The following is a 5846-nucleotide window of genomic DNA, read 5'->3' on the forward strand; positions in this document are numbered from 1 at the left end:
CGGCACTCCGCTGCGGCGTGTACTCATCGGCGAGCACCGCACCGACGACCGCGGCCGGATCGGCGAGTTCTCGATCCCGGAGGACGCCGACGGCCGGTTCACCGAGGAGCACGTCTTCAGCCCCGGCATCCCCCGCATGCAGGGAGCGGTGCGGTGGGGAGACCGCCACTTCGTCTCGCAGTCCGACGGCCTGCGCCCCGGTGCGCTGTGGAGCGGGCCGCGGTCGGCGCTGGAGCAGGACGACATGCCCCTCCCGGTCGGCTGCGAAGACCTGGCGCTCGACATCGACGCCAAGCTGCTGTGGTCACTCGGGGAGCACCCGTGGCATCGGGTGGTGCGCGGCATCCCGTTCGCTCGACTCGGCATCGAGGGCACCGGCGCCGAGCCGCCCGCGCGGCGAACGTAGACTGGAGGGGTGAAGAAGCCCGCGCCTTTCCTCGTCTACACCGTGCTGCGGCTGCTGGCGTTCCTCGTCCCGCTCGCCATCCTCTGGTTCTTCTTCCCGATCTTCCGCGAATACTGGTGGCTCGCCGCGATCTTCGCCGCCCTCATCGGCATGAGCATCTCGATGCTGTTCCTGCGCACACCGCTCACCGACGCTTCGGCCCGACTCGCGGAGCGCCGCGAGAGTCGGTCATCGGGCAGCCAGACCGATGCGGATGCCGAGGACCAGGCGATCGACGCGAACGAGCCCGGCGACGACCCAAAGGTCTGACCGCCGCGCTACTGCTCAGCCGACGAACGCCCAGAACAGGGCGCCGGCGTACAGCAGTGATGTCAGCGACGTCAGGGCGAGCGCGGTCACCAACTCCCTCGGCTGCCGGTAGGCCCAGACGATGACGATGGCAGGGAGTCCCGCCAGCAGTGCGAGGAGCGAGATCCATGCGATCGGGAACAGCAGCGCGAGGAACACGGCGATGCCGAACGGCGCCAGGACGAACAGGGTGAACAGCACCTGCGTGGCGCGGCGTCCGATCAAGACGGTCAGGGTGCGCTTGCCGACCTCGCGGTCCTGGTCGATGTCACGCAGGTTGTTGGCGAGCAGCACGGCACACGCGAACAGGCCTGCTGCGATGGCTCCGAGCCACGCCTGCAGCGGCAGCTCGAACACCTGCACCCAGGTGGTGCCGAGCGTGGCGACGAGGCCGAAGAACACGAACACGAAGACCTCGCCGAGGCCGTAGTACCCGTACGGCCTCTTGCCGCCCGTGTAGAACCAGGCCGCGACGATGCACGCCGCACCGACGGCCAGCATCCACCACTGCTCGGTGCGCACGACGATCGCGAGTCCGACGACCGCGGCGAGCGCGAAGAAGATCAGGCCGATGATCAGGACGGTGCGCGGCTTCACCCGCCCGGATGCCGTCAGGCGCGCGGGCCCGACCCGGTGGGCGTCGGTGCCGCGGACACCGTCGCTGTAGTCGTTCGTGAAGTTCACGCCGATCTGCAGCAGCACCGCGACGGCGAGGCACGCGAGCGCGATCACCCAGTGGAACTCGGGGCCGGTGCTGCGCGCCGCACCGGTTCCGATGATCACCGGGGCGATCGCGAGCGGGAGGGTGCGCAGCCGCGCGGCCCCGATCCAATCGGATGCGGTGACCGGCCCCGCCTCGACGACCGGACGCCGCGCCGGGTTGCCGCTGGTGCGGGCCGGGGTGTGCTTCGCGGTCCGACTCTTCTTCTTGCGCTGGGAGGATGCTGCCACGCAGGGAATCCTACTGGCCGGGGCGATGCCCGACCTCAGCGGGACGACGGATCAGGGGTTCGGGTTGCTGTCCTTGCCGTCGAGCCAGAGCGTGTCGGAGGCGTCGCCGTGCGCACCGCCCGTGCCGACGTGCTTGCTGCTGATCTGCGGGCCCTTGGTGATCACGTGCACGAGGGCCATCGCGTGCCCCTGCCCCAGCGCGTAGTCCTCCTTGAGCCACGCGACGATGGGCGTGGCCTTCGTCGTCCGGTCGAACCCCTTCTCCGTCGCGAGCTCGATGAACTGTCGCGGGGTCAGCCCCGTCTTGGCCTCGATGTTGTCGAGGTATGCCTGGAAGGACATGGTGCTCCTGGTGCTCAGTCCTCGTCGAGGAACGTCTGGATGATGGTGGCGGATGCGTGGATGCCGATGATCCTGAGGACCCCGTCTCCCGCGTTGGTGAAGCAGTGGGGGACGAAGGCGGGGCCGGTCGCGGTGTCGCCCGCCCCGGCGACGAAAGTCTCCTCGCCCACGGCGATGCGGGCAAGTCCCTCGATCACGACCCAGGTCTCGGCGTAGGGATGCCAGTGCAGCCCCGGGCCTTCGCCCGGCTGGTTCTCGACGAAGAAATACGACACCTCCGCGCCGTGCTCTGCGCCGACGAACCTGCGACTGCGGCCCGTGCCGATGCGGATGTCCGCGCCGGCGACGACTCCGGATCCGGGGGGGTGTGCTGTTCATGGCTCCAGTCTCGACAGCGCGCAGGGCCCACCCTAGAGTTTCGATGTGAATCGAAACATAGGGCCCGTCGAGGGCGTCGAGCACCCCGACCACCGCGTCGAGTTCCACCTGAGCCCCGGCGATGTCGAGGCGGTGCGATTCGGCATCTCGCCCGGGCACGAGCTGGCCCACGCCGTGCGGGTCCTGCGGCGCCCCGAGGCGCATCCCCTGCAATGGGGGTGGCTGCGTGCCGTGCGCGAGCGACTGCCCCGCGAGGAGTTCGCCCTGCTCGCGACCGTCATCGGGGACGACGGCTACCTGCCCGACTTCCTGACGACCGCACCGCGATGGGACCTGAGCCCGGAGGGCGAGCTCGACGAGCTGCGCATCACAGCTCTCGACCCGATGCGCGTCGACTTCGGGAAGATGGTGCGTCGCTCGACCGGAGCGCGGCAACGGGCGCTGGGCGAGATGCAGGGGAAGCCGGCACGGGCGCGCTCGATGATCGCCGACGCCTGGTCCGCGGTATGGGATGCCGCGCTGGCTCCCGTCTGGCCGCAGCTCGAACGCCTGTTGCGCGCCGACATCGCGTTCCGTGCGCAGCGGATCGCGACCGGCGGCATCGCGGGGATGGCCGGAGACCTGCACCCACAGGTGACCTGGGGAGAAGGCGCCGTCCGCGTCTCGCTGCGTCGCCACAGCGAACAGGTCGACTGCCGGGGAAGCGGCCTGGTGCTGGTGCCGTCGGTCATGTCGTCGTGGGGCTGCATGGTGCTCACCGAGCCCCCGGCGCAGCCGACGCTGTTCTATCCGGCCCGCGGCGTCACCGCCGGCTGGGCGCGGGACACCGCCGACATCGAGGATGCTCTGGGCGCCCTGCTGGGTCCGGCCCGCGCGGGAATCCTGCTCCGAGCAGGCTTCGCCCGCACGACATCGCAGGTCGCTCAGGATGCCGGTGTCGCTGTCTCGACCGCGTCGCATCACCTCACCGTGCTGCGGGGCGCGGGGCTGATCGGCAGCGAGCGCGACGGCACCCGGATGCTGCACCTGCGCACTCCGCTGGGCGAGGCGATGGTGGGCGCGGTGCTCTGACGCGCTCCCGACTACTCCGCCGAGCCGACCGGGATGATCGGCCGGTGCTCGTAGTAGGTCTGCAGCACCACGGTGGTGCGGGTGCTGACGTTCGCCGCGAGCCGCACGTCACGGACGAGCTCTTCGAGCGCACGCGGAGACGGCACGCGCACGAACAGCATGTAGCTCGCGTCACCGGCGATGGAGTGGCAGGCCTCGATCGCGTCGAGGTGCTCCAGCAGCTCCGGAGCGTTGTCGGGCTGGGCGGGGTCGAGCGGGGTGATCTCGATGAAGGCCGAGAGCGGGGTGCCCACCTGTTCGGGGTCGAGGATCGCCTGGTAGCCGGAGATGACTCCCCTCGTCTCCAGCCGGCGCAGGCGCGACTGCACGGCCGAGACCGACAGCCCGACGGCCTCCGACAGCTGGGAGAGCGTGGCGCGCCCGTCACGGGAGATCGCAGTCAGGATCGCGCGGTCGACAGAATCATCCATGGCTGTAAGATTATCGTCAGGATTCCGTATATGCCGGAATCTTTCCGTTGAAAACTCCGATCGGAGGTCCCGATGTCCCTTCTTTCCGCCAACAGTTCCGCTGTCCAGGCCATCGTCGGCGAACCCGAGGTCGTCGAGGACGCGTCGATCGCCGAGCAGTCGGCCGCCTGGGCGCAGCTGAAGGACGCCGCGATCGCCCTCCGCGAGATGCAGATCAAGGACGGCTCGATCCCGGATGCCGCGCACCACGCCGCTGCCCGCGAGCTCGTCGGCGCGATCACCGCCGCGATCCGCGCACTCGCCCCTGCCTTCCCGCACGACGCGGAGTACCTCACCGCCTCCGTGGTCGACTTCGACCGCTGGGCATCCGAAGACTTCGGCGTGCCGGACTTCCTCGATTCGCTCATGGCCTTCCAGCCGCAGCAGACCCGCGTCGACGGCATCCGTCACCTCGTCGTGTTCCCGATGTACACGCAGAACGGTTCCAGCGACCGCCTGGTCGAGGCGCTGATCGTCGAGACGATCTGGCCCGAGTTCATCGCCGCCCTCGAGGCCGGCGACTACGGCAACAAGCTGTTCGTCTCGCTGCGGCTCGTCGACTTCACGCCCGGCTACGACACGAACTCGGCCGTGCTGTTCCCCGAGACCGTCGCGATGCGCGAGATCCCGACCTTCACGTGGGGCGCGATCTTCCAGGACCGCGAGGCCGCTCGCTACCGTCGCGTCACCCGTGCTGCTGCCGAGATCACCAACCTCGACCTGCCCGAGCGGGCCGCCGCGATGCTCGACGACCAGCAGGTGGCCGAGAAGACCTTCGTCATGTGGGACATCATCCACGACCGCACCCACATGCGCGGCGATCTGCCGTTCGACCCGTTCATGATCAAGCAGCGGATGCCCTTCTTCCTCTACTCGCTCGAGGAGATGCGCTGCGACATGACGGCGTTCCGCGAGTCGGTGAAGATCGAGCGCGCCCTCGCGGCCCGCATCGCCGCCGGTGAGGAGCTCACCGAGACCGAGCGGGAGATGCACGACTACGCGCACCTCGTGCAGTACGCGGTGATCTTCGACCGCATCTTCCGCTTCTCGATCACGGGCACCCGCACACGCAACTACGACGCGGTCGGCGGACAGCTGCTGTTCGCGTGGCTGCACCAGCGCGGCGTGCTGCACTGGACCGACACGGCTCTCACCTTCGACTGGGACGCCGTGCCGGATGCCGTCGTGGCGCTCGGCGACGCGATCGACGACCTGTACTGGCACTCGATCGACCGCCCCAAGGTCGCGCACTGGCTCGCCGCCTACGAGCTCGTCCGCGGCACGCTCACCCCGCACCCGGCCTCGCAGTGGGCCCGCGGCCTCTCGGACGAGATCCTCGCCGGTGCGCCGAAGGGCTACACGGATGCCGTGATGGACGACGAGTTCCCGCTGTCGATGTTCTTCGAGACCCTTCACAAGAAGATGAAGCCCGTCATCGAATCGACCGTGGGCATCCGCGGCACGGACGACTGATGACCACGCGCGCATGGCGCGCGTTCCGAGTGTGACGCTGGGGCGCACCGCACTGCGGCCGGAACCTGTTCTGCGGATCTCTCCGCGGGTTCCGGCCGCAGAAGCCCCTCCGAACCGGAAGAGTGAGCGACATGGATGAACTCATCGACTCGAGACTGTCCGGCCGCACGGTGGTGCTCGCCGGAGCGACCAGTGCGGCGGGGCGGGCGGTGGCACGCGCCCTGCACGGCGCGGGGGCACGCGTGATCGCGACCGGCCGGTCCGCCGAAGGGCTGCAGCCGTTGGCGGATGCGGGCACGGAGGTCTTCCTCGCGGATGCGACCTCGCTCGATGAGATGACGGTTCTGGCGGGGCAGATCGGCCCCGTC

8 protein-coding genes and 1 pseudogene are annotated in these 5846 nt (G+C 69.4%); 5 read left to right on the forward strand and 4 right to left on the reverse strand.

Features of this window, described 5'->3' with window-relative positions; translation table 11 throughout:
- On the forward strand, window positions 1–406 hold a 406-nt coding region (locus ACNPM4_RS10110; protein WP_448985566.1), incomplete at its 5' end, for a hypothetical protein.
- A 9-nt stretch (window positions 407–415) separates the two neighbouring features.
- Window positions 416–715, forward strand: a complete 300-nt coding sequence (locus tag ACNPM4_RS10115) for a DUF4229 domain-containing protein (protein WP_448985567.1) — start codon at window positions 416–418, stop codon at window positions 713–715.
- A gap of 15 nt (window positions 716–730) precedes the next feature.
- Here the strand turns inward: ACNPM4_RS10115 and ACNPM4_RS10120 are convergent, their stop codons facing one another.
- Genes ACNPM4_RS10120 through ACNPM4_RS10130 form a run of 3 tightly spaced genes read right to left on the reverse strand, consistent with a single transcriptional unit; the run spans window position 731 to window position 2322 of the window.
- Window positions 731–1705, reverse strand: a complete 975-nt coding sequence (locus tag ACNPM4_RS10120) for a 1,4-dihydroxy-2-naphthoate polyprenyltransferase (RefSeq protein ID WP_029260862.1) — start codon at window positions 1703–1705, stop codon at window positions 731–733.
- 51 nt (window positions 1706–1756) lie between these two features.
- Window positions 1757–2047, reverse strand: coding sequence for a DUF4287 domain-containing protein (locus tag ACNPM4_RS10125; protein ID WP_448985568.1), 291 nt, complete (start codon window positions 2045–2047; stop codon window positions 1757–1759).
- Window positions 2048–2061: 14 nt separating this feature from the next.
- Window positions 2062–2322 carry a cupin domain-containing protein gene (locus ACNPM4_RS10130; RefSeq protein ID WP_448985569.1) on the reverse strand — a complete coding sequence of 87 codons (261 nt, stop codon included), beginning with the start codon at window positions 2320–2322 and terminating at the stop codon, window positions 2062–2064.
- 148 nt (window positions 2323–2470) lie between these two features.
- Between ACNPM4_RS10130 and ACNPM4_RS10135 the strand changes: the two genes are divergently transcribed.
- On the forward strand, window positions 2471–3496 hold the full coding sequence (locus tag ACNPM4_RS10135) for an ArsR/SmtB family transcription factor (RefSeq protein WP_448985570.1): 1026 nt from the start codon (window positions 2471–2473) through the stop codon (window positions 3494–3496).
- Between the two features lie 11 nt (window positions 3497–3507).
- Here the strand turns inward: ACNPM4_RS10135 and ACNPM4_RS10140 are convergent, their stop codons facing one another.
- Complete coding sequence (locus tag ACNPM4_RS10140; protein ID WP_029260858.1) at window positions 3508–3966, reverse strand: Lrp/AsnC family transcriptional regulator; 459 nt, start codon at window positions 3964–3966, stop codon at window positions 3508–3510.
- 72 nt (window positions 3967–4038) lie between these two features.
- Between ACNPM4_RS10140 and ACNPM4_RS10145 the strand changes: the two genes are divergently transcribed.
- Together ACNPM4_RS10145 and ACNPM4_RS10150 are read left to right on the forward strand one after the other, a co-directional pair.
- Window positions 4039–5478 (forward strand): DUF6421 family protein, encoded by a 1440-nt coding sequence (locus ACNPM4_RS10145; RefSeq protein ID WP_448985571.1) that lies wholly within the window; start codon window positions 4039–4041, stop codon window positions 5476–5478.
- Between the two features lie 131 nt (window positions 5479–5609).
- Window positions 5610–5846: pseudogene (locus tag ACNPM4_RS10150) on the forward strand (alcohol dehydrogenase); the annotation flags it as partial.

It is taken from the genome of Microbacterium umsixpiens (assembly GCF_053543675.1).